Raw genomic sequence first — 24,163 nt, forward strand, 5'->3', positions numbered from 1 at the left:
TAGGCATCTACGGCGGCTCAGCGACGACGATGCCGCTTTAGTTGAGTAAGTCGCCGCTCATGCTGCGCTCAATAGCGGTTTCAGGCCATTTGCCGCCATTACGAAACGCCGTTTTCGACTCCAAACGGACACTCCACTGATGTCAGGCAGGTGTGGGATTTCAGCTTCTGGTGGTCGCGACAAGAATGGGCTTTGTACCGTTGCGCCCTTTAAAGACCATTGTCACATCGACCACCGTATCCATTCCCTCAAAAAACACATCCGCGTTGACCCCATCGAGCCGTTTCTTCAGAGGGGTAGTACTGGTGATGTGGCGGCTCAGTAGGCTTTCAAAGTCAGCCCTATTGCTATCAATCCACCTCTTCAGATCGGTTCTGAGCTGCTCGATTGGCTTGAGCTTTTTACCCGACGGCTTTCGCTTGGGTCCTAGCGTGTCGAGAACGCTGATCTCGTCGATTGAGTAGAGAACCGGGACCATGCACAGTTCGGTCCCGTTCTCGTTCTTCAAGATGGCAACAAGAGTCGTGTCGGAAGGCGCCCGAGCAAGATCTTTTGGGGTGACGGAGAGTGTCACATCCACCCGATCGAACGGTTTAGGCAGAATCCCACCAATGGTCATGCTTTGAGCGAATTTCGTGATTTGTTGGCTCGCAAGCCTTGCCCAGCCGACCTTCTGTTGATTGAGCACGCATAGGCAACGGCTCGACTTAATCATCCGGGGGAGCACGATGCCGTTCTTCCTGGTCCACTGGAGCAGGTCAACCTTCGCATCAAATTTCAGTCGTGCAGAGCCCTCAGATGGCTTTACTGTTCCGGTGTATTTCGTGCCGGAAGGTGCGCCAGACCGAACGGCAGCACCAATTGCAGCTAGGTTCTTAGCCTTTCGTGCAGCTCTCTCTTGTTCCTGCTGATCCCGAGCAACCTGGACTCGCTTGGCTTGGTAGGTATCGGCTTTACCCTGAATCTTGGACATTGCTTCGTTGAATTCTTCGAAAGCCTTTTTGGCTAAGCGAACATCCTTCTCCATCCGCAACACCCTGGCCCAGTCGATCAATTCCAGATCCGGGTCGTCAATCCAATCATTGACCACGCTCCGAACTCGCTCACAAGAATTGGCTTTACTGTTATCGAAACAAACACTCAACTCCTTATTTTTCGAGGCCCCCCTGAAGGTAAGGTTCTGGCTGCCAAGTGTGACGAAGTCAGCCTCGTCCATGATGACTTTCGCATGAAGGTCCTTCACCTCGTAAATCGTGCACTTGTTGATGAGCAACAGCTTGAAGGCAGCGATTGTTGACGCCATACAGACGAAGTCCCTTACCTCGAACCGTGTGTAAAACGTTGCTTGCTTGTTGGCCAAGAGCTTAAGCGTGCTGTTTTCTGTGATGTAGGGGGACAGCACTGTCAGAGGCGTGGTGGCTTCTCGGATCTGCCGATTCCATCGAGGAGCCAAATTGGTTCTGATGCGGATCATTCAACCGTCCCTGGTCTGCCTGGGCGCGAGGCGCGGGGTATATTGCAATCCCTCCAGTATACCGCCGGCGCAGCTGACCATCACAGGCTGTAACCTTGATCGGCAGAGAACAGCCAAAAGCGAACGATCAAGAGAGTGTCAGATTTTTTGTGTACGAGCGGTGATGGCCTACCGTGAGGCAAGCCTTCATTCGACAGTCGCCACCGCCCCTCTTCCGGGACTGATGAGCAAACCTCATGAAGCCTTGCCGATTTACCCGTCTAGTCCTCAGTCGTTAGCGCGCTTACTGTCTCCCCACGCCCAACGGGAGATCAACATGCACAAACGCACACTCGGCAACAGTTCACTCGAAGTATCCGCCCTCGGCCTCGGCTGCATGGGTCTGAGCCATGGCTATGGCCCGGCCACGGATACCGAGCAAGCCATCGCACTGATCCGCTCAGCCGTTGAACGAGGCGTCACGTTCTTCGATACCGCCGAATTCTACGGCCCCTATATCAATGAGCAAGTAGTCGGCGAGGCGCTGGCGCCAGTTCGCGACCAAGTTGTGATCGCTACAAAATTCGGCTTCGCCGTCGGCACCGACAATACAAAACAGGCTCTGGACAGCCGGCCCGAACGTATTCGAATAGCCGTCGAGGGTTCGTTGCGTCGACTGAAGACCGATTACATCGATTTGCTCTACCAACACCGCGTCGATCCGGACGTGCCGATTGAGGACGTTGCCGGGGCGGTGAAAGACCTGATTAGCGAAGGAAAGGTCAAGCACTTCGGCCTGTCGGAGGCAGGCGCGCAAACCATTCGTCGCGCCCATGCGGTACAGCCGGTCACGGCGCTGCAAAGCGAATACTCGCTGTGGTGGCGCGAGCCTGAGCTGGAAATCCTGCCGACCCTTTGGGAGCTGGGCATCGGCTTCGTACCGTTCAGTCCATTGGGTAAAGGCTTTCTCACCGGCACGGTGTCGGCCGATTCCACTTATGGCAGTGACGACTTCCGCAGCATCGTCCCGCGTTTCAGCCAGTCGGCGCTGCAGGCAAATCAGGGTCTGGTGGTGTTGATCCGTCAGATTGCTGCGCAGAAACAAGCGACACCGGCCCAGATCGCGCTGGCCTGGCTGCTCGCGCAGGCACCGTGGATTGTGCCGATTCCGGGCACGACCAAACTGCATCGCCTGGAAGAAAACCTCGGCGGCGCGAACATCACCCTCGACGCTGCCGAACTCAAGGCCATTGATACCGCGCTGGCGCAGATCCGCATCGAAGGCGAGCGCTATCCCGAGGCTCTCAAGGCGCGCGTCGGTCGATGAGTACCGATCACGATCCGCTGCGGCGCACGGTCATCGCCGCACTGGCCAGCGCCCCGCTGCTGTCGCTCGCCGACGCGCAAGGCGCCAGTGAAACACCGCGTTCGGGCTCGCGGATTCTGGTCGCGTATTTCTCGCGCTCGGGCAATACCCGCGTGGTCGCCGGGCTGATCCAGCGTGGACTGGGTGCCGATCTGTTCGAGATTCGCCCCGCCCACGCCTACCCCGAGGACTATCTGCAAACCGTGGAACAGGCGCGCCAGGAACGTGACAGTGGCTTCGAACCCGAGCTGCAAAACACGGTTCACGCCCTCAGCGACTACGACACGATCTATCTCGGCTTTCCGATCTGGGGTGAAACCGCCCCGCCGATCGTGCGCGCATTCCTCAGCGCCCACGATCTGACCGGCAAGACCCTCATCCCCTTCAACACCCATGGTGGATATGGCCTGGGCAACAGCCGCCGTGTGCTGGTCAAGCATGCGCCGAAGGCCAAAGTGCTGGAAGGTTTTGTGATGGAGGGTGAGCAGGAGCGCAAGACCATGGAACGCGTGAACGGCTGGCTGAAAGATCACCCTCTCACGCACTAATCGAATTCTGTACGGAGTAACTCCATGAAAATCCGCACGTTGGGTAATGGCCTGGAAGTGTCCGCCTTGGGTCTTGGCTGCATGAGCATGACGTCGGCCTACGGGCCGGCAGCCGACCAAGCCAGCATGATCAAGCTGATTCGTTCGGCCCACGAGCAAGGCGTCACCTTGTTCGACACCGCCGAAGCGTATGGCCCGTTCGCCAATGAAGAGCTGCTGGGGGAGGCCTTGCAGCCGATCCGCGAGCAGGTCGTCATCGCCACCAAGTTCGGTTTCGATATCGACCTGATCACCGGCGCACGTGGCGGCGGCACCAACAGCCGCCCGGAGCATATACGCGCCGTGGCCGAAGCGGCGTTGAAGCGTCTGCGCACCGATTGCATCGACCTGTTTTATCAGCACCGCGTTGATCCCCAGGTGCCCATCGAAGACGTGGCCGGCACCGTCAAGGATCTGATCGCCGAGGGCAAGGTCAAGCATTTCGGCCTTTCTGAAGCGGGTGTGGAAACCATTCGCCGGGCCCACGCGGTGCAACCGGTCACGGCGGTGCAAAGCGAATATTCGCTGTTCTGGCGTGGCCCGGAGCTGGAACTGCTAGCCGTGCTGGAAGAACTGCGGATCGGCTTCGTACCGTTCAGCCCGCTGGGCGCCGGTTTCCTCACCGGTCAGATCGACGAGAACACGCAGTTCGACGCGAGCGATTTCCGCAATTTCGTCCCGCGCTTTTCCCCTGAAGCGCGCAGGGCCAATCTGGCGTTGGTCGATGTGGTGAAAGCCGTCGCGCAACGCAAACACGCCACGCCGGCGCAAGTGGCACTGGCCTGGTTGCTCGCACAGAAACCGTGGATTGTGCCGATACCGGGCACGACCAAACAGCATCGCCTGGAAGAAAACCTGGGCGCGGTCGAGCTGCAATTGAACGGCGACGATCTGCGCGTGATCAACGAACAGATGGCACAGATTCGGGTGCACGGCGAACGTCTGCCGGAGTCGGCACTGAAAATGACCGGACTCTGAGTCTGCCCGACGCGGCGCCATGTGCGGCGTCGCTTTCTCTGTCTGACCGGAGAACTCATCCGATGAACCGATTGATTGCGCCACTCGTTGCTTTGTCACTGATGGCGGCAGAGTCCCAGGCCGCCAGCGAAATCCGCGTTACGCCGAACGGATCCCAGCCTTCGATCAAGGGCGCAGCGGAAAACTTTACCGGCTCTGTACGCGTCGATGGCCTGTTCAAAGGTGAAGCGCCCGCGCGCATCGGTGGCGGCACGGTGACCTTCGAACCCGGCGCACGCACGGCGTGGCACACCCATCCGCTGGGACAAACGCTGATCGTCACTGCCGGCGTCGGCTATGTGCAGCAAGAGGGTGGCGCGCGTCAGGAGATCCATCCGGGCGACACTGTCTGGATTCCACCGAACACCCGTCACTGGCACGGCGCCACGGCCAGCAACGGCATGACCCACATCGCCATCGCTGAAGCCGAGGATGGCAAGACCATCACCTGGGCGGAGCAGGTCTCGGAGGCGCAATACGCCGGCCAATAAAGTTACGGAATGTGTCGAAGCTGCTCGACCGGCACGTTCGCGGCGAACCGCCACGTAACCTCAATGCCCCGTAACAACCTGCCCGCACCGGGATTCCAGCGGTTATCGCACGTCGACTCATGAGTTCTGCTCATGAGTCCATGCGCTATTTCGGGGTTAATCGCCACAACCATCCTCCTTACGATCCAGCAACACCGCAGCGCCCCGCAATGGATGGAGCCCTTCACGATGATCACTGACACCCGCAACCGCACTGCCCTCCCCACACTCATGGCGCTCTGCCTGAGCGTCGGGGCGATGTTCAGCGTCACCACTCAAGCAGCCGAGGCTTCGCCCACCATGACCAGCACACCCGCCAGCGCAGCCCGCTTGTCGAGCCAGCAACAAGCCATTCCACTGATCGCGGCGTTCATGGCGACCAGCGACATGCCCAACCTCAACACGGCGCTCAACCAAGGGCTTGATGCCGGCCTGACCATTAGCGAAACCCGCGAAGTCCTCGTGCAGCTCTACGCCTACGTCGGCTTCCCGCGCAGCCTCAACGCCTTGAATGAATTGATGACCGTGGTGCAGGCGCGCAAACAACGCGGCCTTGACGATGCGCCGGGGCGTGAGCCGAGCCGGGTGATACCGGTGGGGGATGAGCTATTGGCAGCGGGTACGGCGAATCAAACGAAAATCTCCGGCGCCCCGGTCAAAGGCCCGGTGTTCGAGTTCGCCCCAGTGATCAACCAGTTCCTGCAAACGCACCTGTTCGGCGACATCTTCGAGCGCGACAACCTCGACTGGCAAAGTCGCGAATTGGCGACTGTCGGAGCGCTGGCAGCGACGCCGGGGGTCGAGCCTCAGTTGCGCTCGCACATGGCGGCGAGCCTGCGCGTCGGGCTCAGCGCAGCACAGTTGCACCTAGTCACCGAACTGCTGAAAAAGCATGGCGATGCACAGACTGCCGAGCGGGCCAACGCAGCGCTGGTCCAAGCCCTCGCGGCGTCGAGGAAGTGACATGAGAACTGCAAAACGTCTGCTGAGCGTCATGCTGTTGAGCCTGTTGGCGGCCTGCGCAAACCACTCCGAAGGCCCGCTGCTGATCCAGAAACAAGGCAGCTTCGCCGCCGGCGGAACGATGACCACGGCACCGGGCACCTTCAACCCGCGCCAACCGATGACGCCCAACGGTCAGACCTACCACGGTGACCACGCCTACGCCTTCTATCAAATCCCGGTGGACGCGCGAAAACTGCCCATCGTCATGTGGCACGGCGCAGGTCAGTTTTCCAAGACCTGGGAAACCACCGCCGATGGTCGCGAGGGTTTTCAGAACATCTTTCTGCGCCGCCACTACGGCGTCTATCTGATCGATCAACCCCGGCGTGGTGATGCCGGGCGCAGCATGGTCGAGACTACCATCAAGCCTGTGCCGGACGAACAACTGTGGTTCAACCAGTTCCGTATCGGCCTTTGGCCCCGCTACTTCAACGGCGTGCAAGTGGCACAGGACGCCCAGACCCGCGAGCAGTTTTTCAGGGCTATGACACCGAACACCGGGCCGTTTGACATGGGCGTGGTCTCCGATGGTGTGTCGGCGCTGTTCGACAAAATCGGCCCCGGCATCCTGTTTACCCATTCTCAGGGCGGCGGGCCGGGCTGGTTGACGGCGATCAAGAACGACAAGGTCAAAGCCATCGTGGCGTTCGAACCGGGCAGCAGTTTCGTGTTTGCTGACGGTGAAGTGCCGGCGCCGATCCCCAGCGCGTTCGACACGGTGCAAGGCGCAGCGGTGCCGATGGAGCAATTCATGGCACTGACGCGCATTCCGATTCTGATCCTGTACGGCGACAACATCCCGGAACAGGCAGTCGATCTGCCCGCTCAGGACAGTTGGCGCGCACGCCTGAAAATGGCCCGGCTCTGGCGTGACGCGGTCAATCGCCATGGCGGTGATGTGCGACTGATACACCTGCCGGAGATTGGCATTCACGGCAATACCCATTTCCCCATGTCGGATCTGAACAACGTGCAGATCGCTGACCTGGTCGCGCAGTTCCTCAAAGAAAAACAGCTGGACTGACCCAAATACTTTCGCAACTGCCGTCCTTTTTTTGCTCAGGAGCTTCACGTGAAGAACACCCTCAAAGCCACGTTCATGTCGGCATTGGTCGGCCTCTCGGCAGGCGAAGCCTTGGCCGCCGACTACAAGAAGAACCCATTCACCCTCGCCTACGACGGCGCGATCACCCGCAACGAACCGGGCAGGGTCAACATCCACCCGGTCAGCTATAAGCTCAACGGTCTGGACATCGCCGCCAACGTCTACACGCCTGCCAACTACCACGCGAAGAAGACCTACCCGACCGTGGTGGTTGCGCATCCAAATGGCGGCGTAAAGGAGCAAGTCGCCGGTCTGTATGCCCAGCGCCTCGCCGAACAGGGCTACATCACCATCACGGCCGATGCGGCCTATCAGGGCGCCAGCGGTGGTCAGCCGCGCAGCATCGATAAACCGGCGTATCGCATCGAAGACATTCACGGCATGGCCGATTTCATCAGCCAGTTCGCTGGCGTGGATGACAATCGTCTGGGCCTGCTCGGCATTTGTGGCGGCGGTGGTTATTCGTTGGCGGCGGCGCAAACCGACAAACGCTTCAAATCCCTGGCAACGGTGAGCATGTTCAACTCGGGTCGAGTACGCCGCAACGGCTACAGCGACTCGCAACTGGACAGCATCCAGCAACGTTTGCAACAGGCATCAGCAGCCCGCGCGCAAGAAGCAGCGGGGGGCGCGGTGCTGTATACGGGGGATGCCAACCTCACCGATGAGCAGACTGCCAAACTGCCTTTCGAACTGTATCGCCAAGGCTATGAGTACTACTGGAAAACCCACGCGCACCCGAACTCGACCTTCAAATACACCACCAGCAGCCTTATTGACCTGATGCGTTTCGACGCCACCGACCATATCGAGTTGATCAATCAACCGTTGCTGATGATCGCCGGCAGCAAGGCCGACAGCCTGTACATGACTCAGGATGCGTTTCCCAAAGCCGCCGGCACCACCGACAAGGAAGTGTTCATCATCGATGGCGCCACCCACATTGAAACCTACTGGGTGCCGCGTTATGTCGATGCGGCGATCGGCAAACTGACGGATTTTTACGCACGCACCTTGTGATCAGCGCGCCAAGGGTCGCACATCCGTGCGCGACCTGCTTTCATGGAATAATCACGCGCTCCTCATGAGAGGTTCTCATCAATGTCCCGCCCCAATCTCAACGACCTGCAAGCCTTCGTGGTCATCACCCGCGAAGGCAGTTTTACCCGTGCTGCCGCGCAACTGGGCGTTTCGCAGTCAGCGCTGAGCCACACTCTGCGGGCACTGGAAACCCGGCTGGGCGTGCGCTTGCTGACGCGGACTACGCGCAGTGTTTCACCAACGGAGGCGGGCCAACGCCTGTATCAAGCGATGGCGCCGCGCTTTGAAGAAATTGAACTGGAACTGGCTGCCGTCAGCGAGTTTCGCGACACCCCCGCCGGCAATGTACGGATTCAGGCGTCCGAGCATGCGGCGAACAATATTCTCTGGCCGAAGCTGCTGAAGGTGCTGCCCGACTACCCGGACATCAAGGTCGAAATCACCGTCGATTACGCCCTCGCCGACATCGTCGCGCAGCGCTATGACGCTGGTGTTCGACTGGGTGACCAGGTGGCCAAGGACATGATCGCCGTGCCGATCGGGCCATCGTTACGCATCGCCGTTGTCGGCTCACCGCAGTATTTCCAGCAGCGGCCTTACCCGATGGAACCGAGAGATCTGGCGGCGCACAACTGCATCAACCTGCGCCTGCCGACTCACGGCAGCCTGATGCAATGGGATTTCGAAAAGGATGGCCACGAACTCAAGGCCCGCGTCGAAGGCCAATGGACATTCAACAGCAGCGTGCCCATTCTGCGTGCGGCCGTGGCGGGATGTGGCTTGGCTTTCCTGCCAGAGGACATGGTGGCGAAGGAGCTTGCCGACGGTAGCCTTGTGCGGGTGTTGGAAGATTGGTGCCAACCCTTTGCCGGTTACCATCTCTACTACCCCAATCGCCGTGAACATTCGTCAGCGTTTGGCGTTGTAGTTGAGGCGTTACTCTACAAGAGCTGAGTCATCGACCTTCAAGGCGTCTGAATTTTTCCCGCCCCCTCAAACCGTGAATGAGCAGATGATTTTGATCGACTGCGTCGGGCGCGACCGGCTGCAAGCCGATTGCTGCCCCTCGTAACAAGCAGCTTCTGGCTTATCCCCCCTAAAGCCCCACCCAAAAACGCCGATAACCTCCTACCATCAATCAACCCCCGCTCCCCTACACCCGATTCGCTCCCCGCATGCTCGTATGGCACGTCGCAAGCTTGCCTCACCCCGGCCCGTCCACATGGAGTACGAGTGAATGCCTGCCCAAGCCCGTTTCATCGAGCACTACCGCAAAGCCGACCGCATCATGCTCGCCCTGATCTGGCTGATGACCCTCTTCTCCCTCGGCCTGGCGTTCTGGCACGACACGCTGCTTCAAGCGCTCTTCATAGGCGGCGGCACCAGCGTGGTGCTGACCCTGGCCTATCGCGTCATCGGCGGCACCCGCCTGATGCGTTGCGCCCTTGGCGTCGGCCTGATGGTCATGGCGGCGTTGCACATCAACCAGGCCCAGGGTGTCATCGAATCGCACTTCGGTATCTTCGCGCTGCTGGCGGTGCTGACGTTCTACCGCGACTGGCTGCCTATCCTGGTGGCCGCTGTCACCATCGCGGTACACCACGTGGTGTTTCATGCCTTGCAGCACCAGGGTTTCCCGGTGTTTGTGATGGAGCATCACGGCGGCTGGAGCATGATTTTCGTCCACGCGTTCTACGTGGTGATGGAGACGGTCGCCCTGCTCTACCTCGCGGTGCACAGCCAGACAGAAGCGGTAGAAAGCCAGGAAATGCTCGAAAAAATGCTCGCCGTCACCACGCAGTTCAGCGGTGAGGCCGTCAAGGGCAGTCCGGAAAAAGTGCATGTCTCCCTTGCCACCCGTTTCGATCACTTTCTGACCCAGATCACCGGCCTGATCGACGGCGTCGCCCGCGACTCCCACGGCCTCGGCCAACTGGGTCAGGAGCTGGCTCACGCCAGCGGCACCTTCAAAAAAGGCGCGCGCCACCAACTGGCGGAAATCGCCCAGATGACCGGTTCCATGCAGCGCATGGACTAATGGCCGACAGTAGCCGCTCATGACAGACCACTTCCAGCCAAGCCAGTGAGTCACTCCAACCCTATCGGCGAACAAAACCAAAACACCCCGCACTTCAACCAAAGGCGGGGCGTTCTCTCCAGCATCACTTCACATCAATCACATCGCCGTATGAAAAATCTGCTCAATCTCATCCTGATTGGCAGGACGCGGATTGGTAAAGCCGCAGGCATCTTTCATGGCATTGGTTGCCAGGGTCGGAATATCGTCAGCCTTCACACCCAGCTCAACAAGCCCACTCGGAATCCCCACATCCGCAGACAGTTTACGGATGGCCGTGATAGCCGCCGCAGCGCCCTTCTCCGCATCCAGTTGCTGAGTCTCAACCCCCATCGCATGAGCGATATCCTTAAACCGGGCCGGACATACGCTGGCGTTGAAGCTCGACACATGGGGCAGCAGGATCGCGTTGCACACGCCGTGAGGCAGGTCGTAGAAACCGCCCAGTTGGTGCGCCATGGCGTGCACGTAACCCAGCGAAGCATTGTTGAAGGCCATGCCGGCAAGAAATTGCGCGTAGGCCATGTTTTCCCGGGCGGTCATGTTGTCACCCTGGGCAACGGCGGTGCGCAGGTTGGCCGAGATCAATTCGATGGCTTTGAGTGCGCAGGCATCAGTGATCGGTGTGGCCGCCGTCGACACGTAGGCTTCGACGGCGTGGGTCAGTGCGTCCATGCCGGTGGCGGCGGTCAGGCCTTTGGGCATGGCGGCCATCAGCGAGGGGTCGTTGACGGATAACAGGGGGGTGACGTTGCGGTCGACGATGGCCATTTTCACGTGGCGGACTTCGTCGGTGATGATGCAGAAACGGGTCATTTCACTCGCCGTGCCGGCGGTGGTGTTGATGGCGATCAGTGGCATTTGTGGCTTGGCGGATTGGTCGACGCCTTCGTAGTCGCTGATGTGCCCACCGTTGGCGGCGCACAGGGCAATGCCTTTGGCGCAGTCATGGGGTGAACCGCCGCCCAGGGAAATAATGAAATCACAGTCGCTGCGGGCCAGCAGCTCAAGGCCCTTTTCCACGTTGCTGACGGTCGGATTCGGTTTGGCGCCATCAAACAGGGTGGAGTCGATGTCTTGCTGGGCCAACAGGCCGGCGACCTTGGCCGCCACGCCGGCTTTGGCCAGGCCGGCATCGGTGACGATCAAGGCTTTGCGGAACCCGTACTTGCGGATTGCGAGCATCGCCTCGTCGAGGCTGCCAATGCCCATCATGTTCACGGAAGGAATGAAGAAGGTGCTACTCATGATAAATCCTCTTTTTATTATGGAGACACGGGAGTCAGTGAGGTTTTCTACTCATCTCGCAGGTGATGCGGCGCGTCTTGTTGTCATCGTTGACGATCACAAAGCTGAGCCTAAACCTATGGCGTCAGACCGAAATGGTCCTTTAGCGGGCATTGACACCTCCTTTAGTACTGGAAGCAGGGCTTCACCCATTCCATGGGGGGCGGCAGCAAAATCTGACTTGCGCAGACCCCGACCCGCCCGGATGGTTATGATGGTTCGCTGATCAACAGCCCTCACCCACTCTCCTGTGCAGGAACTGCAGAATGAGCATTGATTGGATCAAGTTGTCGCAGGTATCAGCGGCTTGCTGGGCAGCGTGATGCGGTTTGGCAGTGAGGGCTGGGGCGAGAAAGCGTTGTTTCTGCTTGGCCTGGTGATTGCGCCATTGCTGCGGGGGTAGGTCTTCATCGCCAGTGTTGTAGCGCGGGGCTTGCTCATCTAGCACAGGCCTTGGATTGACTCCCCATAAATGGCCGATACTCCTCTTCTTATTGATGAGTATCAGCCTCCTCTGCGGGATAAAACTCGCCCTCCTTCCCCATTTTTTTCAGCCGTTCGCGCACAATTACCTCGACGCTGGCTACGGCGGTTTGATCGTCAGGGTTGACCAACTGCAAGCACAGGCGTTGGACATTCTGATCGTGGGTGCCCTCGCTCATCATCTCGTGGGTGAAGACCTGTTCGCCACGCCATAGGCATAGCTGGGTATGCGTCTCGCCAAGCCATATTTCGTTGATTGATCGAAGGTCGGTTGTCTCTAGTTGATCGACGGTGATTGTCTTATCCATTGCGCTGTACCTTACCCATGAGTAGATACAGGTAGACTTGCCGGCATAGCGGGTCGTTCCACGCGTTGGCAGTTCAACCGTGCTAATGGTGGTTAAGCACGTCCCGGTTAGAACCAGGACAATTGACGATTGAAGGCGGACAGTACGAGCCGAGAAGGGCAATCACATGACTGATCCTGCTGTTCCACATGCAAATGGCCGCGTCTGGATCAACTTTGATCTCCCCTCCTCGGGCCGATACTGCCAGCTCACAGATGGCGTGCAGCCTACGGAACGACCGGCTGCTATCGGCCAGAAGCGGTCATTCGAACTCATGTATGCTTGTCCCGTGCAACCACATCAGAGAAAGCCCATTGTCTCCCCCTTCGGAATCTTCCAGTCATCACTCTGCTTCTTTTGAAGAAATAGCTGAACAGTTGGCCGAAGATCTGCGAAGAGTCGTCGGCAATCTTGTCCGAGAAGTGCGCAGTGGGGCGGACACGCCATCCTCGGCACAGACTGAAACTCTAGGTTTGCTTGAGCGTCATGGCCCCTTGAGCATAAGCGCGATTGCTGCACATCGTCACGTCAAGCATCAAAGCATGCGCCTGGTTATCGCCCAGTTGGAGCAGCAGCAGCGGGTTACACGAGGTCCTGATCCGAGCGATGCCAGAAAGCAGCTCTTCGAGCTGACGCACCAAGGTCGAGCTGCGCTTGAACACAGCCGTCATCAGCGCAGTGACTGGTTGGCTCGCCAGCTTAAGGAAAAAACCACCGCCTCACAGCTGCAAACACTCGAAGCTGCGGTCAGAATCCTGGAGCAATTGATTGCCGCAGCCCCAAACGGTCAATCAACCTGAGCGCAAAGCCGCTAGCACACTGGGCAACGAATTGATCCCCCAGTGCTCGACATATTGGCCATTGCGGATGCGAACGATGTCGATGATATCAATGGACACTGCACGTCCCGTTGCCGGTATACCGGCAATCACGCCGGAGTGTCGGCCGGTAATGCGCTTTCGGGTCGTCACCTTGTCGTCTTCAGCAACCTGGTCCAGCACCTCGACCTGGAGGTCGGACAAACCCGGATGCAGAACATTGTGAAAGGTATGCCAGAGACCTTCCCGACCGCCGTCTTGCCCCGCCACTGCTGAATGGTTGATGAAATCTTGCGCAACGAGCATTTCAAATTCGTGGCGGTTGCAGTTCTCAATAACCTTTTGATTGAAACGACGGACGATAGCTTTGTTCACTACTGACATAACTCCCCCTGGCGCCTGAATACCTAGAAACCAAAATATATACAGTTGGACTGTATATATCCAGAGCATCAGTGATGCGCTGCCCGATGAGATCGGCAAGGCAACGATATATTGCTGCCAATCGCGACTGGCTGCTTTGGGTCGACTGCTGCCCTTCTTGACAGGCAGCAATCGGCCACAAGCGGTCGGTCGAGCCTGTACTGCCACTTATCCTCAATGATGAATTGCGCGAGAGAGCATTGGCTGTCTAAAGGCGATTCGGACTCGCTGGGATAAGACATCCGTTGGGACCAACAGCCACTGGCGAGTGACTACAAAATGCCCCGCGGCTTGCGGGCCAGCAGTCTGGCGATGGCGACCATCCGTCGCGAAGCGCGGTCCAGATCCAATGGTTGACGGTGCGTCTGTTCAAGCAGGCCCGTACGCCTCAAGGCATCTTCCATACGCTGCCAGACCTGGGTACGATCAAGCTCGATGTGCGTGAGTCCAAACGTTACTTCGGCCTCCACCGAGTCATGAAAAATCTGCTGTTCGGACGTCTGGAACGGCGTCGCTACGCGTCCCGCCAACTGGTCAACACGCAAATCTGCGCCGCGGTACCTTGTAGCTAATCGTTGCGCCACCTAGTCATTGAACAGCCGTCCCTGCGATTGCTACGAAGTCAGGTGAATGCCACAACGTTCCTGTCATTCGAATGCAATACAACCACGTCTAAGATCCCGATACGAGGCTGCCTACGATCGCCTCCTGCTTGACGCGAAAGTGTTGAGTGCTGACTGAATGTCGCGCCATTGATTTCCAGCATCGGCCTTTGAGGTTTACCTCGGGCCGATTTTCAAGGATCGCTATCTACGCGCGTAGATAGCAGTAGAAAAAGAGATCACGTGGGTGTCGACACTAACGCAGCCCCCCAAAATGGTCCTGTGTGGGCCGTCCTTGTATCAGGAGTTTGTTGATGTCGACAGTTGCAAGTGCTGTTCAACCCGAAACGCCTATCGCGTGGGGCGCAGCGGATGAAAATTTGATAACCCCGCAAGGACGCCGGGAGTTGTATCGCGCCACCCTCGCCTGTTGGCTTGGCACGGCAATGGAATATGCAGACTTTGCCCTGTATGGCCTAGCTGCGGGCCTTATCTTCGGCGATGTGTTTTTCCCGAACGTGTCACCCGCGATGGCGTTGCTTTCCACCTTCGCGACCTGGTCGGTGGGGTTTGTGGCGCGGCCGATCGGTGCGCTGTTCTTCGGGTGGCTGGGTGATCGCAAGGGCCGCAAAGTGGTCATGGTCTCGACCGTCGTGTTGATGGGCGCTTCCACCACGTTGATCGGCTTGATCCCCAGTTATGCATCGATCGGTATCTGGGCTCCGGCATGCCTGGTACTGCTGCGTTTTACCCAAGGCTTCGGTGCAGGCGCCGAATTGGCCGCAGGCACGGTGATGCTCGGCGAGTTTGCACCCGCCAAACAACGCGGCCTGATGTCTTCGGTAGTTGCCTTGGGCTCCAACAGCGGGACCCTGCTGGCTTCATTGGTTTGGCTTGCCGTGGTGCAAATGGATCAACAGCAATTGCAGGATTGGGGATGGCGCATTCCGTTCCTCTGCAGTTCGCTGATAGCCCTGGCTGCCCTGTGGCTGCGGCGCAACCTGAGGGAAACGCCGGTGTTTGAACGTCGAAAGGCCGAATTGCAGGCCCAACGCAATCACGCCCTCACCGCCCCTGCGCAGCCCGCAGGCTTCTGGAAAGGCAGCCGGGCGTTTCTCACCATGGTCGGTTTGCGCATTGGCGAGAACGGCCCTTCCTACCTGGCCCAGGGTTTTATCGTCGGCTATGTGGTGAAAGTGCTTGCGGTGGATAAATCTGTCGCGACCCAGTCCGTGTTGATCGCGTCAATTCTCGGCTTTTTGATCATCCCCTTGGCGGGCTGGCTGTCTGACCGGTTTGGTCGACGCATCGTGTACCGCTGTTTCTGCCTGCTGCTGATGCTCTACGCCTTCCCGGCGTTCATGCTGCTGGATTCCCGTGACCCGGCGATTGTCATGGCGACTATCGTGGTCGGCATGGGTCTCGCTTCACTCGGCATCTTTGGCGTACAGGCGGCCTGGAGCGTTGAAATATTCGGCGTAAAAAACCGCTACACCAAGTTGGCCCTGGCCAAGGAACTGGGCTCAATCCTCTCGGGCGGTACCGCGCCGCTGGTGGCTGCAGCGCTGCTGACCTGGACCGGCCACTGGTGGGCGATTGCCGGGTACTTTGTCGCCATGGCCGGGATCGGTTTCGTGACGACCTTTGTCGCCCCGGAAACCCGTGGGCGCGACCTCAACGCGCTGGAAGATGCCATCTAGTTTCATCCCCCTGAAAAACCACTGACGCCTCGTAGAAAGGCGCAAACCCGCACGACTGTTTAACCACAGATCGGGCGAAGCCATGCCTGTAAATCGGCAAATCCATCGGAGCATTTACATGAAACGGTCCACCCTTGCACTGGCAGTCACCACTACGATCCTTGCGCAACAAGCGCTGGCCGCAGGCTTTATCGACGACAGCACGGCGTCGGTCAGCGCGCGTACTTTTTACCTTCGCAGTGATAACCCCAACACCCCGGGTGTTGATCAGAACGAACTGACCCAGGGTTTCAAACTCGACTATCTCTCCGGGTTTACCCAGGGCACTGTCGGTCTCGGCCTCGACGTTCAAGCCATGCAGGCGTTCAACCTTTCCGGGGGTACCCAACACCCTAGCGCCAGCACCTCGAACTCACTCGCACCGGTCGATTCGGACGGCACGCCGGTGGACAGCTGGAGCCGCCTCGGGGCCAACGCCAAGCTTCGCGTGTCCAAGACCGAGTTCCATGCCGGCAGCGCGCTGCAGCCTAACCTGCCGATCCTGGTGGCCAACGACGGCCGGTTGCTGCCGCAAACCTTTGAAGGCGTGACGGTAACGTCCAAAGACATCGATAACCTGACGATCAATGCCGGGCAACTCAACCGCTCCACGGGGCGTGCGTCGTCCAACTCCACAGGGTTGGCCATTGCCGGTGGCACCCAGGACAGCAACTCATTCACCTACGCCGGCGCCGACTGGAAAATCACCCCCACCACCACCCTGCAGTACTACCGCGCCGACCTGAAGGACTATTACACCCAGGATTTCCTTGGCCTGTTGAACACCACGCCGCTGGGTGAAAACTCCCGCTTTAAAACCGACCTACGCTACTTCAACAGCAAATCCCAGGGTAAAAACGGCACCACCGGCTACCTCTTCAACAACAACGGCGGCTACGCCAGCGAACCGGGCAAAGTGGATAACACCACCTGGAGTGCGGCATTCACCTACTACCTGGGCGGCAACGCGTTCATGCTCGGCCGCCAGCAGGTGTCTGACTCCGGCGGCACCGTGTACTTGAACCAGGGCAACATAGTGGGCGGCGCCGGCAACAGCGAAGGCAACGGCGGCGCCAGCGTCTACCTGATTACCGACGTGATGGATAACTCGTTCATCCGTGCAGGCGAAAACACCAACTTTGCCCAGTACTCCTACGATTTCGCCGCGCTGGGCGTGCCCGGTCTCTCGGCCTCGGCGCTGTACCTGCATGGCGACAACATCCGCTCGGTCGACGGCGCCAGCCGCTACTCGGAGTGGGAACGTGACATGCGCATCGACTACGTGGTGCAGAGCGGTCCGTTGAAAGGGTTTGGCACCTCGTTGCGCGAAGGCAGTTTCCGCAGCGGCATTCCCAACGTGGGTGCGGTGGACCAGGCGCGTGTGATCTTCAGCTACACCTACGCGATCTTCTGACCCTGAAGGGGCTGCGGGTGTCTAAGCGAAGCCGTACACAGGTCATCAAACTGAAATACACCAGCAGTGATAATGCCGCCCATCTCAGCCCCTTCTCTTGCCGTAAACATCTACGCGGGTAGACCTGTTACCGGGTACCGCCCGCGTGTCCATCGACTCACAGGAAATGGCAGGTCGCTTTGACAAAACAGTATCCCACCCGGGCCACACGCGATGATGTGGCCCGCGAAGCAGGAACCTCGGTCGCGGTCGTCAGCTATGTGATCAACGACGGCCCAAGGCCCGTCGCCAAGGCGACGCGCCAGCGTGTCCTGGATGCCATAAAACACACCGGTTACCGGCCCAATGGCGTCGCCCAGGCACTGGCCTCGGGCAAAACCCGCACCTATGGGCTGGTTGTGCCGAATATCTCGAACACCTTCATCGCCTCCTTCGCCCATGCACTGCAACAGGAAGCATTGGACAACGGCCTGGTCATCCTGCTGGGCGATTCCGGTGACTGCCGCAAGCGTGAACTGAACCTGATCAACAACCTCCTGAGCCAGCGGGTCGATGGCCTGTTCTACACCAGTGTCGACCGCCACCCGCATATCGAGCTGATCCAGGCCAGCGGCACGCCTTTCGTGATGCTCGACCGGGTCAGCCCCAGCCTGGCCGTCAATATGCTGCGGGTCGACGAGCGCGGCGCAGCACGTCAAGTCACCACCCATTTGTTGAGCCATGGTTACCGCGAAGTAGGCATCATTTGTGGCCCCCTGGAAATGCTCAACGCCCAGGACCGCTTGAACGGCTGGCGTGACGCACTGGCTGACCACGGGATTGAGGAACGCGCCGAATGGATATTGCCCGCCAGCTACACGCGGCAAGGCGGATATGACGCAACACAGCGCATGTTGGCCGACGGCCCCCCCGCCCGCGCGCTGTTCTGCTCCAATGAAGCGCAAGCCATCGGCTGCATTCGGGCCCTGGCGGAACACGGCATAAAAGTCCCCGAACAGGTCGCGCTGGTGTGCTTCAACGGTACCGAGGAGTCGGCGTTTTATGCACCGTCACTGACCACCGTGTGTCAGCCGGTCGGAGACATGGCCAAGGCCGCCATTGCGATGCTGCTGGCCTGGAATGGCGAGGTGAAGCTGCAAGAGTTTTCTCACCGCCTGGTCATTGGTGAGTCCTGCGGATGCGGCGCTGTGCAAACACCGCGAGTCTAAAAAAAGAAGGTGAAATGAAACGTTTAATTATTGATTGCGATCCCGGAAACGGGATTGCAGGCGCCAACGTTGACGACGGTCTGGCATTGGCGCTGGCACTGGCGGCACCCGAGCTGTCGCTTGAACTGGTCACCACTGTGGCAGGCAACACGCCCAGCGCCGTGGGGTACAACGTCGCTAAAGACCTGATGGCCAGAACCGGCCGCTCGCTACCCGTGGTCAGGGGCAGCAACCAGGCACTGCAGGAACCCGGCGGCCCCTGGCGCGATGCGCTGGACAACACCGTCCACAAGCGCCAACTCGCGCATTTATGGAATGGCGTGCGCCCTCCCCTTGATTTCGAGGCTCCGGCCCAGGAAGCGGCCGACGCCATAGGCCAGTTGATTTGCGCAAACCCCGGGGAAATCACCCTGGTGGCGATTGGGCCGCTGACCAACGTGGCGCTGGCGATTGAACGCTACCCGGACATGATCAAGGCAGCCAGGCAAATCGTGATCATGGGCGGTGTTTTTGCCCTGGATGACTTCATCAAGGACACCAACTTCGGCTTCGATCCGGAAGCGGCCGATCTTGTCCTCAGTTGCGGTGCGAATATCACCCTGGTGCCCCTGGATGTCACCACGCAAACCTTGATGACTCACCAGGACCTGGACCGTATCCAGCAACTCGATACGCCCCTCGCCAATTTTATCTGTGAGACGTTCAGGCCCTGGATCGATTATTCAATGGCCACCCGCAGCCTGGCCGGTTGCTGGGTCCATGACGCCCTGGTGATTGCCTGGTTGCTGGATCCACGCGTCGCCACCGCCACGCACTACTACACGGAAGTAGAACTGCGCGCCGGCCGTACGCGCGGCAAAACCTGGCGCTATAAGCAGCCACTGCGGCTTGACGTTGGCATCACAGCGCCTACCAGTGGCCTGGTGGACGTATTGCAGAGCGTCGACAACCGATTATTGCTCGAAATCATAGAAAAGTATTTATCGACTACTTGAGTCGCCCCGGGTTTCTTAGATATTGAGCGACCGCTTCTGGCCGATCGCTGCCCGTCGCGACCGGCTGACACCGACCCAAAGCTGACCCTCGCATATGACTCAAATCAGCAACGATCTGCTTTTACTGGCCGGTTCGACGATGGTAGGCGGCGATGTAGTTGTCACGGGAGGGCTTGAGGTGATCGCCACATAGCTGAGCCAGCTTTTCCGTATCCTGATTTTGCAAGGCCTCGATGATTGACCAGTGCTCGCGACGGGCTCTTTCCAGTTGGTCAGCAACCACTAATGAAGATGAGCGTACCGAATGTGCTCGCTGCGCATGGTCCTTAATCGCCGCCACCAGGACCGGGTTGTCAGAAAGCCCGAACAGCAATTCGTGAAAGCGCATGTTAGCCCTGAAGGCCCCGCGCAGATTGCCGGACTGTACCATTTCGTCGTGAAGTTTCTGCGTTGCAGTCAGCGCATCTATTGCACTTTGAGGAACCGGAAACCAGATCAGGCGCACACACTGGCACTCCAGCAACTCACGGACTGCGTAGAGATCTTCGACCTCCTTGGCCGTGTACGCCTTGACCAGCGCTCCGATATTTCGCTTGCGCTCGACCAACCCCATCCGCTCCAGCTCTACCAGCACCTGGCGCACCACATGCCGCTTGAGACCAAAGCGCTCTAAGAGATCGTCCTCCACCAACCGTTCACGAGGGTGCAGGAAACCCAAGACGATTTCTTCCTCAAGTATGCGGACAACCTGATCCAGGTCTACGGAAGTTTCATTTTCAGCGAATTGCATGGGTTGATGCCTTGGCACTGCGCGTTAATTAAGTGGTGAGACTGCCACAAATTCTCTGCGTTCGCAGCAGGGGCCAGCCTGGAGGTCGAGCGATAAAGGGTCCTTGCACGACGTCTCTTATCGTGATTTCATGCACCCTGTCTGATTATCAATAATATAGTCGATGATAAATCCAATAATAGTCAGTGGTGATTCCCATGCCTGATAAATCTCCAGTCATCAAGCCAACCGGTATCCGCAAGGGGTTGACCAACTACGGTGACACCGGCTTCGCGCTGTTCCTGCGCAAGGCATTCATCAAGGGCGCCGGCTACAGCGACGATGCTCTGGACCGCACCATCATTGGTATAGCCAACACCGGAAGTGGCTACAACCCTTGCCACGGCAACGCGCCCCAGCTGATTGAGGCGGTCAAGCGTGGAGTCATGATGGAGGGTGGGCTGGCCATCGACTTTCCAACCATTTCCATCGCTGAAAGCTTCTCCCAACCCACCAGCATGTACCTGCGCAACCTTATGGCTATCGACACGGAGGAAATGATCCGTGCTCAACCGATGGATGCCGTGGTCCTGATCGGTGGCTGCGATAAGACGGTTCCGGCTCAGCTAATGGGGGCTGCGTCGGCCAATGTGCCGATGATCCAACTGGTCACTGGCTCGATGCTGACCGGTGGACACCGCGGCGAGCGCGTTGGCGCGTGTACGGATTGCCGTCGTTTCTGGGGGCGATACCGTGCCGATGAAATTGACGAGCAAGAGATCAACGAGGTGAACAACAAACTGGTGGCCAGCATCGGCACCTGCTCCGTCATGGGGACTGCAAGCACCATGGCTTGTGTCGGCGAGGCACTGGGCATCGTACTGCCGGGCGGGGCCACACCTCCTGCGGTCACCAGCGACCGCATTCGCGTTGCGGAGGAAAGCGGACGTCGCGCCGTAATCATGGCCCGCACGGGCCTGACCCCGGACAAGATCCTCACCGAAAAGGCCTTCGAGAATGCCCTGCGCGTATTGCTGGCGATTGGCGGCTCCACTAACGGCATCATTCACCTGACTGCAATCGCTGGCCGCATGGGCTTTGAAATCGATCTTGAAGCTTTCGACCGAATGAGTCGGGAGACGCCGGTGCTGGTGGACCTCAAGCCGTCGGGACAGCATTACATGGAAGATCTGCATCGTGCCGGTGGATTGCAGTCCGTACTCCGTGAACTCAAACCCCAACTGCACCTGGATACCCTGACGGTCAGCGGTCGAACCTTAGGTGAAGAGTTGGAGGACTTCCCTGAGTACAAACAAGACGTCGTGCGAAGCTTCTCCAATCCGGTTTATCCAGCGGGCGGCATCGCTTTTCTCAAAGGCAACCTGGCTCCGAATGGCGCGATCATCAAGCAATCGGCTGCCAATCCTCAGTTGATGGAGCACGAAGGTCGCGCCGTGGTGTTCGAGAACTCCGAAGACATGGCCAAGCGCATTGATGACCCGGATCTGGACGTCAACGCAGACGACGTACTGGTGCTTAAAAACATTGGGCCTATTGGTGCACCGGGTATGCCCGAGGCGGGTTATTTGCCTATCCCGAAGAAGTTGGCCAGGGCTGGCGTCAAAGACATGGTGCGTATTTCCGACGGGCGCATGAGTGGCACAGCCGCGGGCACCATTGTCTTGCACGTCACACCGGAAGCCGCACTCGGTGGCCCGTTGGCTCTTGTGCGTAGCGGTGATCGGATTCGCCTGAGCGTTGAGCAGCGAAGCATCGAACTGCTGGTGAATGAAGAAGTGCTGCAAGCACGCCGTCGTGATCTCCAACTGCCCAAACCTGTGGATGCTGAACGTGGCTACCGCAAGCTTTTCTATGAGCAGATGACTCAGGCAGACAAGGGGTGCGACTTCGAATTCTTGCGCCCCCCTCAAATGATCGCCCGAGTCCCCGCCAAGTAAGCCATTTGATCTGACCTAACTGGCAGCGGATGAACGCTGCCAGTCATACAATAACAAGAGGTCTTCGCTATGACTGCGCAACCCACTCGTATTCGTTATGTCATCCTGCTTTTGTTGTTTTTGGTAACAACGCTCAACTATGCCGACAGGGCAATTCTCTCGATTGTTGGTTCCTCAATGCAGAAGGAACTGGGCATTACTCCCGTGCAAATGGGCCTGCTGTTCTCTGCTTTCGCTTGGGCCTATGTATTGGGTCAGATTCCAGGCGGGTGGCTGCTTGACCGCTACGGGACAAAGCGTGTCTACGCCTGGAGCATCTTCCTGTGGTCTGCCTTCACGATTCTTCAAGCTACCGTCGGCTGGTACAGCGTATCGGTAGCGATCGTCGTGATGTTTGTATTGCGCTTCATGGTGGGGCTTGCGGAGTCGCCTTCCTTCCCGGGGAACAGCCGCTTGGCAGCGGCCTGGTTCCCTTCAGCAGAGCGTGGTACAGCCGCCGGCATTTTCACTTCCGCGCAGTACTTCGCCACGGTATTGTTCGCGCCGATCATGGGCTGGATCGTGTACACGTTCGGTTGGCACTACGTATTTGTAGTGATGGGTGGCTTGGGTGTCATCATGACCGGCGTTTGGTTGAAGACGGTCTACTCGCCGAAACAGCATCCTCGTATCAACGAAGCCGAGTTGCGCCACATTGCAGACGGCGGTGGCCTGATCGATATGGATCAGGTCGGTGTGAGGAATGATGCGCCCAAGCCAAGTTGGACGAACTTCAAGCAATTGCTCACCAACCGCATGATGATGGGAGTATTCATCGGTCAGTACTGCATCAACACATTGTCCTACTTTTTCCTGACCTGGTTTCCCGTGTACCTGGTTCAGGAGCGTGGAATGTCGATTCTCAAGGCGGGCTTCATCGCATCGATTCCCGCCGTCTGCGGGTTCCTCGGGGGTGTACTGGGAGGCATTATTTCCGATGCATTGATTCGTAACGGTAGGTCGCTCACGTTCGCCCGAAAAGCCCCCCTAGTACTGGGGATGTTGATGTCCACCACCATGGTCGCCTGCAACTATGTCGATACCGAGTGGATGATCGTGGCAATCATGGCACTGGCCTACTTCGGCAAAGGTTTCGGCGCGATTGGCTGGGCAGTGGTTGCAGATACCGCGCCGAAGCCGATTGCCGGGCTGTGCGGGGGCGTATTCAACGCCTTTGGCAACACTGCGGGCATCACCACGCCAATCATCATCGGCTTGATCCTCCAAGCCACCGGGTCGTTCGACATCGCACTGATGTTCGTGGCCGCAAATGCGGTGGTCGCTATGTTCTGCTACTTGGTAGTGGTCGGGAAGATTCAACGCATGGATCTCAAGCAAGACGATCCAACCCCAGCGCTATCAAGTCGCGCATCAAGCTGACATTCAATCGCAGGAAAGCCGCTGCGACAGATGCTTCGCTCTCTTGAATCGAGTGGAACACTGGCGCAGCGGCCCTGCCTTTGAAGTGCCGTGCAGCAGCCCGGAACTCCTATCCCAATTTCAGTTTTGAGGTAACAAGCAAGATGGCCAAGGCCGCTGATGTAGTTGTGCAATGCCTGGAAAACGAAGGTGTCGAGTATGTGTTCGGTATTCCCGGTGAGGAAAACCTCGACCTGCTGGAATCCCTACGCAAATCGTCTATCAAGCTGGTACTGACTCGCCACGAGCAGTCCGCCGGCTTCATGGCCTCCACCTACGGCCGCCTCACTGGCGAGACCGGTGTCAGTCTGTCTACCCTCGGCCCCGGAGCCACCAGCCTCGTAACCGCCGGTGCCTACGCCTAGCCTAATAAAAACGTTTTCGAATGACTGCTTTTGGCCGATTGCAGCCCCTCGTAACAAGCAGCTTCTGGCTTATCCCCCTAAAGCCCCACCCAACACCGCCGATAACCTCCTACCAC

21 protein-coding genes and 3 pseudogenes are annotated in these 24,163 nt (G+C 58.5%); 18 read left to right on the forward strand and 6 right to left on the reverse strand.

The features are described 5' to 3' along the window. Positions 1-160: 160 nt before the first annotated feature. On the reverse strand, positions 161-1,474 hold the full coding sequence (locus AC3WKX_RS27395) for a phospholipase D family protein (RefSeq protein ID WP_102605913.1): 1,314 nt from the start codon (positions 1,472-1,474) through the stop codon (positions 161-163). A 316-nt stretch (positions 1,475-1,790) separates the two neighbouring features. Here AC3WKX_RS27395 and AC3WKX_RS27400 point away from each other — a divergent pair, with 316 nt between their 5' ends. The 9 genes and pseudogenes from AC3WKX_RS27400 to AC3WKX_RS27440 form a co-directional block, all read left to right on the forward strand. Then, positions 1,791-2,780: an aldo/keto reductase gene (locus AC3WKX_RS27400; RefSeq protein WP_003209745.1), complete on the forward strand. Its 990-nt coding sequence runs from the start codon at positions 1,791-1,793 to the stop codon at positions 2,778-2,780. Next, positions 2,777-3,367, forward strand: a complete 591-nt coding sequence (locus tag AC3WKX_RS27405; RefSeq protein WP_102605912.1) for a flavodoxin — start codon at positions 2,777-2,779, stop codon at positions 3,365-3,367. The genes AC3WKX_RS27400 and AC3WKX_RS27405 overlap by 4 nt, the downstream gene beginning before the upstream one ends. 24 nt (positions 3,368-3,391) lie before the next feature. Next, positions 3,392-4,384, forward strand: coding sequence for an aldo/keto reductase (locus tag AC3WKX_RS27410; protein ID WP_008432612.1), 993 nt, complete (start codon positions 3,392-3,394; stop codon positions 4,382-4,384). Between the two features lie 62 nt (positions 4,385-4,446). Beyond that, positions 4,447-4,914, forward strand: coding sequence for a (R)-mandelonitrile lyase (locus tag AC3WKX_RS27415; protein WP_102605911.1), 468 nt, complete (start codon positions 4,447-4,449; stop codon positions 4,912-4,914). A 228-nt stretch (positions 4,915-5,142) separates the two neighbouring features. Next, complete coding sequence (locus AC3WKX_RS27420; RefSeq protein WP_003209734.1) at positions 5,143-5,916, forward strand: carboxymuconolactone decarboxylase family protein; 774 nt, start codon at positions 5,143-5,145, stop codon at positions 5,914-5,916. Between the two features lie 121 nt (positions 5,917-6,037). Further along, positions 6,038-6,982 carry an alpha/beta hydrolase gene (locus tag AC3WKX_RS27425; RefSeq protein WP_173406085.1) on the forward strand — a complete coding sequence of 315 codons (945 nt, stop codon included), beginning with the start codon at positions 6,038-6,040 and terminating at the stop codon, positions 6,980-6,982. A 48-nt stretch (positions 6,983-7,030) separates the two neighbouring features. Beyond that, complete coding sequence (locus AC3WKX_RS27430) at positions 7,031-8,083, forward strand: alpha/beta hydrolase (protein WP_102605910.1); 1,053 nt, start codon at positions 7,031-7,033, stop codon at positions 8,081-8,083. An 81-nt stretch (positions 8,084-8,164) separates the two neighbouring features. Continuing rightward, positions 8,165-9,058, forward strand: a complete 894-nt coding sequence (locus AC3WKX_RS27435) for a LysR family transcriptional regulator (RefSeq protein WP_003209726.1) — start codon at positions 8,165-8,167, stop codon at positions 9,056-9,058. A gap of 283 nt (positions 9,059-9,341) precedes the next feature. Then, positions 9,342-10,139: pseudogene (locus AC3WKX_RS27440) on the forward strand (methyl-accepting chemotaxis protein); the annotation flags it as partial. Between the two features lie 141 nt (positions 10,140-10,280). Here AC3WKX_RS27440 and yiaY read toward each other — a convergent pair. Further along, entirely contained in the window at positions 10,281-11,429 is a 1,149-nt protein-coding gene (gene yiaY, locus AC3WKX_RS27445) for an L-threonine dehydrogenase (protein WP_076016933.1), read from the reverse strand. Positions 11,430-11,757: 328 nt separating this feature from the next. Here yiaY and AC3WKX_RS27450 point away from each other — a divergent pair. After that, a pseudogene (locus AC3WKX_RS27450) lies at positions 11,758-11,868 on the forward strand (YeeE/YedE family protein); the annotation flags it as partial. A gap of 91 nt (positions 11,869-11,959) precedes the next feature. Here the strand turns inward: AC3WKX_RS27450 and AC3WKX_RS27455 are convergent. Then, entirely contained in the window at positions 11,960-12,259 is a 300-nt protein-coding gene (locus AC3WKX_RS27455) for a hypothetical protein (RefSeq protein ID WP_102606381.1), read from the reverse strand. Between the two features lie 353 nt (positions 12,260-12,612). Here AC3WKX_RS27455 and AC3WKX_RS27460 point away from each other — a divergent pair, with 353 nt between their 5' ends. After that, on the forward strand, positions 12,613-13,098 hold the full coding sequence (locus tag AC3WKX_RS27460; RefSeq protein ID WP_158244086.1) for a MarR family winged helix-turn-helix transcriptional regulator: 486 nt from the start codon (positions 12,613-12,615) through the stop codon (positions 13,096-13,098). Here the strand turns inward: AC3WKX_RS27460 and AC3WKX_RS27465 are convergent. Then, positions 13,090-13,500, reverse strand: coding sequence for an ester cyclase (locus AC3WKX_RS27465; RefSeq protein WP_102606379.1), 411 nt, complete (start codon positions 13,498-13,500; stop codon positions 13,090-13,092). The two genes, AC3WKX_RS27460 and AC3WKX_RS27465, sit on opposite strands and share 9 nt — an antisense overlap. Before the next feature lie 311 nt (positions 13,501-13,811). Next, entirely contained in the window at positions 13,812-14,084 is a 273-nt protein-coding gene (locus tag AC3WKX_RS27470; RefSeq protein WP_102606378.1) for an ATP-binding cassette domain-containing protein, read from the reverse strand. Between the two features lie 371 nt (positions 14,085-14,455). Between AC3WKX_RS27470 and AC3WKX_RS27475 the strand changes: the two genes are divergently transcribed. From AC3WKX_RS27475 to AC3WKX_RS27490, 4 genes are all read left to right on the forward strand, one after another. Further along, positions 14,456-15,841 carry an MFS transporter gene (locus AC3WKX_RS27475; protein WP_102606377.1) on the forward strand — a complete coding sequence of 462 codons (1,386 nt, stop codon included), beginning with the start codon at positions 14,456-14,458 and terminating at the stop codon, positions 15,839-15,841. 118 nt (positions 15,842-15,959) lie between these two features. Beyond that, positions 15,960-17,294, forward strand: a complete 1,335-nt coding sequence (locus tag AC3WKX_RS27480) for an OprD family outer membrane porin (protein WP_102606376.1) — start codon at positions 15,960-15,962, stop codon at positions 17,292-17,294. Positions 17,295-17,512: 218 nt separating this feature from the next. Next, positions 17,513-18,502 carry a LacI family DNA-binding transcriptional regulator gene (locus AC3WKX_RS27485; protein ID WP_256579844.1) on the forward strand — a complete coding sequence of 330 codons (990 nt, stop codon included), beginning with the start codon at positions 17,513-17,515 and terminating at the stop codon, positions 18,500-18,502. Between the two features lie 14 nt (positions 18,503-18,516). Further along, positions 18,517-19,497: a nucleoside hydrolase gene (locus AC3WKX_RS27490; RefSeq protein WP_102606374.1), complete on the forward strand. Its 981-nt coding sequence runs from the start codon at positions 18,517-18,519 to the stop codon at positions 19,495-19,497. Between the two features lie 121 nt (positions 19,498-19,618). Here the strand turns inward: AC3WKX_RS27490 and AC3WKX_RS27495 are convergent, their stop codons facing one another. Further along, positions 19,619-20,287, reverse strand: coding sequence for a GntR family transcriptional regulator (locus AC3WKX_RS27495; protein ID WP_102606373.1), 669 nt, complete (start codon positions 20,285-20,287; stop codon positions 19,619-19,621). A gap of 197 nt (positions 20,288-20,484) precedes the next feature. Here AC3WKX_RS27495 and AC3WKX_RS27500 point away from each other — a divergent pair, with 197 nt between their 5' ends. The 3 genes and pseudogenes from AC3WKX_RS27500 to AC3WKX_RS27510 all read left to right on the forward strand — a co-directional run. After that, a complete protein-coding gene (locus AC3WKX_RS27500; protein WP_102606372.1) occupies positions 20,485-22,224 on the forward strand; it encodes an IlvD/Edd family dehydratase in 1,740 nt (579 codons plus the stop codon). Positions 22,225-22,293: 69 nt separating this feature from the next. Beyond that, complete coding sequence (locus tag AC3WKX_RS27505) at positions 22,294-23,643, forward strand: MFS transporter (RefSeq protein WP_102606371.1); 1,350 nt, start codon at positions 22,294-22,296, stop codon at positions 23,641-23,643. Between the two features lie 143 nt (positions 23,644-23,786). Then, a pseudogene (locus AC3WKX_RS27510) lies at positions 23,787-24,044 on the forward strand (thiamine pyrophosphate-binding protein); the annotation flags it as partial. Positions 24,045-24,163: the final 119 nt, after the last annotated feature.

The organism is Pseudomonas sp. GP01-A4 (assembly GCF_058780865.1).

Excerpts from the sequence above, each read along its gene's own strand:
- AC3WKX_RS27395 (WP_102605913.1), bottom strand. The coding sequence starts at position 1,474 with ATGATCCGCATCAGAACCAATTTGGCTCCTCGATGGAATCGGCAGATC.
- AC3WKX_RS27400 (WP_003209745.1), top strand. The coding sequence starts at position 1,791 with ATGCACAAACGCACACTCGGCAACAGTTCACTCGAAGTATCCGCCCTC.
- AC3WKX_RS27405 (WP_102605912.1), top strand. The coding sequence starts at position 2,777 with ATGAGTACCGATCACGATCCGCTGCGGCGCACGGTCATCGCCGCACTG.
- AC3WKX_RS27410 (WP_008432612.1), top strand. The coding sequence starts at position 3,392 with ATGAAAATCCGCACGTTGGGTAATGGCCTGGAAGTGTCCGCCTTGGGT.
- AC3WKX_RS27415 (WP_102605911.1), top strand. The coding sequence starts at position 4,447 with ATGAACCGATTGATTGCGCCACTCGTTGCTTTGTCACTGATGGCGGCA.
- AC3WKX_RS27420 (WP_003209734.1), top strand. The coding sequence starts at position 5,143 with ATGATCACTGACACCCGCAACCGCACTGCCCTCCCCACACTCATGGCG.
- AC3WKX_RS27425 (WP_173406085.1), top strand. The coding sequence starts at position 6,038 with ATGACCACGGCACCGGGCACCTTCAACCCGCGCCAACCGATGACGCCC.
- AC3WKX_RS27435 (WP_003209726.1), top strand. The coding sequence starts at position 8,165 with ATGTCCCGCCCCAATCTCAACGACCTGCAAGCCTTCGTGGTCATCACC.
- yiaY (WP_076016933.1), bottom strand. The coding sequence starts at position 11,429 with ATGAGTAGCACCTTCTTCATTCCTTCCGTGAACATGATGGGCATTGGC.
- AC3WKX_RS27455 (WP_102606381.1), bottom strand. The coding sequence starts at position 12,259 with ATGGATAAGACAATCACCGTCGATCAACTAGAGACAACCGACCTTCGA.
- AC3WKX_RS27465 (WP_102606379.1), bottom strand. The coding sequence starts at position 13,500 with ATGTCAGTAGTGAACAAAGCTATCGTCCGTCGTTTCAATCAAAAGGTT.
- AC3WKX_RS27475 (WP_102606377.1), top strand. The coding sequence starts at position 14,456 with ATGTCGACAGTTGCAAGTGCTGTTCAACCCGAAACGCCTATCGCGTGG.
- AC3WKX_RS27480 (WP_102606376.1), top strand. The coding sequence starts at position 15,960 with ATGAAACGGTCCACCCTTGCACTGGCAGTCACCACTACGATCCTTGCG.
- AC3WKX_RS27490 (WP_102606374.1), top strand. The coding sequence starts at position 18,517 with ATGAAACGTTTAATTATTGATTGCGATCCCGGAAACGGGATTGCAGGC.
- AC3WKX_RS27495 (WP_102606373.1), bottom strand. The coding sequence starts at position 20,287 with ATGCAATTCGCTGAAAATGAAACTTCCGTAGACCTGGATCAGGTTGTC.
- AC3WKX_RS27500 (WP_102606372.1), top strand. The coding sequence starts at position 20,485 with ATGCCTGATAAATCTCCAGTCATCAAGCCAACCGGTATCCGCAAGGGG.
- AC3WKX_RS27505 (WP_102606371.1), top strand. The coding sequence starts at position 22,294 with ATGACTGCGCAACCCACTCGTATTCGTTATGTCATCCTGCTTTTGTTG.